The organism is Streptomyces sp. SAS_272, from assembly GCF_052543235.1.
Map to the genome: position 1 here is coordinate 1 of NZ_JBMNDR010000177.1, position 4,967 is coordinate 4,967.

Genomic DNA, 4,967 nt, shown 5'->3' on the forward strand with positions numbered 1-4,967 from the left:
CGCCACCCCGAACGAACGCCACAACTCAGCCAACGACACCATCACCGCCCACAACGCCGGCTGCACCACGTCCACCCGCTCCAACAACGCCCCATCCCCCTCCCCCAGCAGCACCTCCAGCAGATCCCACTCCACGAACTCCGCCAACGCCCGCCCGCACTCCTCCAACCGGGCACGGAACACCGGCGCCTCGCCATACAGCCCCGCAGCCATCCCCAACCACTGCGACCCCTGCCCCGGAAACACGAACACCGTCCGACCCGAAGCGACCGGGCGGGAGGAGGTGTTCTCGGTGACGGTCCTGACGCCGTCCAGCAGGGTCGTCCGGTCGGCGCCGACGACGACTGCGCGGTGGTCGAAGGGGGTGCGGTGGTGGACGAGGGCGGATCCGATCGCGGCGATGTCCACGTCGGGGTGAGCGGCGGCGAACTCGGCGAGCCGTGCGGCCTGTTCACGCAGCGCGGCGGCCGACTTCCCGGACAGCGCCCACGGCACGACGGCGCCCGAGGCGGCCTCGCCGGGGCCGGCCACGCTCTCGGGCGTCTCCTGCGGGGGCGCCTGTTCCAGGATCAGGTGCGCGTTCGTGCCGGAGATCCCGAACGCGGAGACGGCCGCGCGGCGCGGGCGCCCGAGTTCGGGCCAGGGCCGTTCCTCGGTCAGCAGCTCGACGGCCCCGAGGTCCCAGTCGACGTGCGGTGTCGGCCGGTCGACGTGGAGGGTCCGCGGCAGCGTGCCCCGGTTCATGGAGACCACCATCTTGATCACGCCCGCGACGCCGGCGGCCGCCATGGTGTGACCGATGTTCGACTTCAGCGAGCCCAGCCACAGCGGCTGCTCGGGCGTGTGCTCGCGCCCGTAGGTGGCCAGCAGGGCCTGCGCCTCGATCGGGTCGCCGAGCCTGGTGCCCGTGCCGTGCGCCTCCACCGCGTCCACGTCCGCACCCGACAGACCCGCGTTCGCCAGCGCCTGACGGATCACCCGCTGCTGCGACGGCCCGTTCGGCGCGGTCAGGCCGTTGCTGGCGCCGTCCTGGTTGACGGCGCTGCCGCGGATGACGGCCAGCACCTCGTGGCCGTTGCGGCGGGCGTCGGACAGCCGCTCGAGGAGGAGCACGCCGACGGCCTCGCCCCAGCCGGTGCCGTCCGCGCCGGCGGCGAACGCCTTGATGCGCCCGTCCTTGGCCAGTCCGCGCTGTCGGGAGAACTCCGTGAAGAAGCCGGGGGTCGGCATCACCGACACGCCGCCGGCCACGGCGAGGGAGCATTCGCCGCCGCGCAGCGCCTGTGCGGCCTGGTGGAGCGCGACCAGCGACGAGGAGCAGGCGGTGTCGATGGTGAGGGCGGGTCCTTCCAGGCCCAGGAAGTAGGCGAGGCGGCCGGACAGGACGCTGGTCGTCTTGCCGGTCAGCATCAGGCCGTCGACGCCGTCCGACGCCTCGTGCATGGGTGAGCCGTACTCCTGGGACAGGGCGCCGACGAAGACACCGGCCTGGCTGCCCTGGAGCGACTCGGGGCGGATGCCCGCGCGTTCGAAGGCCTCCCAGGCGGTCTCCATGAGCAGGCGCTGCTGGGGGTCCATGGCGAGGGCCTCGCGCGGGCTGATCCCGAAGAACTCCGCGTCGAACCCGGCGGCGTCGTAGAGGAACGACCCCTTGGTGACGTAGCTCTTGTTGGACCGGTCCGGGTCGGCGTCGTGCAGGGTGTCGAGGTCCCAGCCGCGGTCGGTGGGCAGGTCGCCGACGGTGTCCCGGCCGGAGGTGAGGAGGTCCCACAGAGCCTGCGGGGTGGACACGCCGCCGGGCAGGCGCAGGCCGAGGCCGACGATGACGACCGGGTCGTCGCCGGTGTGCAGGGCGGCCGCGGGCGCCGTCGGCGCGGCGGCGGAGCCGGCGCTGACGTCGTCGCCGAGTTCGCTGCGCAGGTGGGCGACCATCGCCGCCGGGGTCGGGTGGTCGAAGACGGCGGTGGCCGACAGGCGCAGTTTCGTGGTCTCGTTGAGGCGGTTGCGCAGTTCGACCGAGGACAGCGAGTCGAAGCCGAGCGTCTTGAACTTGCTGTCGGCGCGGATCGTGTCGGTCGAGCCGTGCCCGAGGACGGCGGCGGCGTGGCCGCACACGCTCTCCAGGAGCGCCCGCTCCAGTTCGGCTCCGGTGAGGCCGGCGAACGGGCGGGAGGCGCCGTCGGTGGCCGGGCCGGCGGCCGCCGTGCGGCGGGGGCGGGCCCGGACGAGGCCGCTGAGGACGCCGGGCAGGGAGCCGGATTCTGCCTGTGCGCGCAGCCGCGACAGGTCGAGCCGCGCGGGCACGAGGGCGGCGTCGGGCTGGGAGAGCGCCGCGTCGAAGAGCGCGAGGCCTTCGTGGGAGGCCAGCGGCACCAGACCGGCGCGCGCCATGCGCGCGATGTCCACCTCGTCGAGTTCGCCGGTGAGTTCGCTGCGCTGGTCCCAGAAGCCCCAGGCGAGCGACGTCGCCTCGGCGCCCTGGGCGCGGCGGTGCTCGGCGAGTGCGTCCAGGCAGACGTTGGCGGCGGTGTAGTTGGCCTGGCCCGCGCCGCCGATCGTGCCCATGACGGAGGAGAACAGGACGAACGCGGCGAGGTCCATGTCCGAGGTCAGCTCGTGCAGATGCCAGGCCGCGTCCGCCTTGGGCCGCAGCACCCGCTCAAGGCGCTGCGGCGTCAGCGCCGTCACCGTGCCGTCGTCCAGCACCCCGGCCGTGTGCACCACCGCCGTCAGCGGATGACCCGCCGGCACCGACGCCAGCACCCCCGCCAGCGCCTCACGGTCGGCCACGTCACACGCCGCCACCCGCACCGCCGCACCCAGGGCGCCCAGCTCCGCGACCAGGCCGGCCGCCCCCTCCGCCCGCTCGCCCCGGCGGCTCACCAGCACCAGATGCCGCACCCCGTAGGCCACCACCAGATGCCGCGCGAACAACGCGCCCAGCGTCCCCGTCCCGCCGGTGACCAGCACCGTGCCGTCGGGGTTCCACAGGGGCGGCATGGTCAGGACGATCTTTCCGGTGTTGCGTGCCTGGCTCAGGTGGCGGAACGCCTCGGGCGCCCTGCGGACGTCCCAGGTGCGGATCGGTGAGGGCCGCAGCGCGCCCCGCTCGAACAGCTCGATGACTTCCTCGAGCATCCGCCGGAACAGCTCGGGGTCCTCCTGGGCGACGGTCACCAGGTCGAACGCCTCGTAGGCGATTCCGGGGTGGGCCGCCGCGACGTCCTGGGGGTCGCGGATGTCGGTCTTGCCCATCTCGATGAAGCGGCCGCCGTGCGGCTGCAGGCGCAGCGAGGCGTCCACGAACTCCCGTGCCAGGCAGTCGAGGACGACGTCGACGCCGCGGCCGTCGGTCGCGGCGAGGAAGCTCTGCTCGAAGTCGAGGTCCCGGGAGGAGGCGATGTGGGTGTCGTCGAGGCCCGCGGCGCGCAGGGCGTCCCATTTGCCGGGGCTGGCGGTGCCGTACACCTCGGCGCCCAGGTGGCGGGCGAGTTGGAGGGCGGCCAGGCCCACGCCGCCGGCGGCGGCGTGCAGCAGCAGGCTCTCGCCGGGCTGGATGCGGGCCAGTTCCACCAGGGCGTAGTACGCGGTGCCGTAGACGATGGGGACGGCGGCTGCCTCCTCGAACGTCCAGTGGTCGGGGAAGCGCACGACCAGACGGTGGTCGACCACGGTCAGCGGGCCGAAGGCGTCGGGCAGCATGCCCATGACGCGGTCGCCGACGTCCAGACCGGTGACGGCCGGGCCGACCTCGGTGATCACGCCGGCGCCCTCGATGCCGAGGGAGGCGTCACCGGGGAGCAGCCCGAGCGTGTACACGACGTCCCGGAAGTTGAGCCCGGCCGCGCGGATCGCCACCCGGATCTCGTCGGGGCCCAGCGGCGCCGACGCCGCTTCGGCGGGGGCGAGGGTCAGCGCCTCCAGGGTGCCGCGGGTGGTCACGTCGAGGTGCCAGGGAGCGCCCGGGGCGCCGGCCGGCGGTGTCAGGGCGTCGGGCCTGCCGGCCGCGCGGGCCAGCCGCGGAACGAGCAGCTCACCTGCACGGACAGCGAGTTGCGGCTCGCCGGAGGCGAGGGCGGCCGACAGGGCGCGGCCGGAGCGCTCGTCGTCGTCCAGGTCGATCAGGGCGAAGCGGCCGGGATTCTCCGTCTGCGCCGTGCGCAGCAGACCCCAGACCGGGGCGTGTGCGGGGTCGGCGAGTCCCTCGCCCGGGGTGGTGCAGACCGCGCCACGGGTGACGACGGTGAGCCTGGCGGTCCGCAACCGCTCGTCGGCCAGCCAGGACTGCACGGCGTCCAGCGCCCGCTGGACGGCCCGGTGCGCGGCGTCCGCGCCGAGACGGTCGTCGCCCGGCTGCGCACACAGGACGAGGAGCGCGTCGGGCGGGCCGACGGCGTCGAGGTCCGGCGCGTCGGCGAAGGCGTCGAGGTCCGCGTACGGCCGGGTCGGTACGTGCTCCAGCGCATCGCCGGTCCCGATCAGCGCCGGGAGCTTGACGGCGGCGGGGTCCGCGGCAGTGCTCGGGGCGGGCAGGGGCGTCCAGTTCAGCCGGAAGAGGGCGTCGTCGACGGTGCCGGAAGGGTTGCCGCCCAGTTGGGCGGGGTCGACGGGGCGCAGGGCGAGCGAGTCGACGGCGGCGACCGGACGCCCCGCCTCGTCGAACAGCTCGAGCCCCAGGACGCCCTCACCGGCCGGCACGATCCGCACCCGCACCGCCGCCGCACCCGTCGCGTGCAGACGCACGCCCGACCACACGAACGGCAGCCGCGGCACACCCGCACCCGCACCCTGCGCCTCTGCTCCCGGCAGCAGCCCGGCATGCAACGACGCGTCCAGCAACGCCGGATGCACCCCGAACCCCGCAGCCGACTCCCGCTCCCCCTCGCCCAGAGCGACCTCGGCGAACACCTCCTCGCCCCGACGCCACACCGCGCCCACACCCTGGAACACCGGCCCGTACTCATACC

1 protein-coding gene is annotated in these 4,967 nt (G+C 74.5%); it reads right to left on the reverse strand.

Features of this window, described 5'->3' with window-relative positions; genetic code table 11:
* Positions 1-4,967: SDR family NAD(P)-dependent oxidoreductase (locus ACN6LD_RS41795; RefSeq protein ID WP_445045896.1), on the reverse strand; the 4,967-nt coding region annotated here is incomplete at both ends.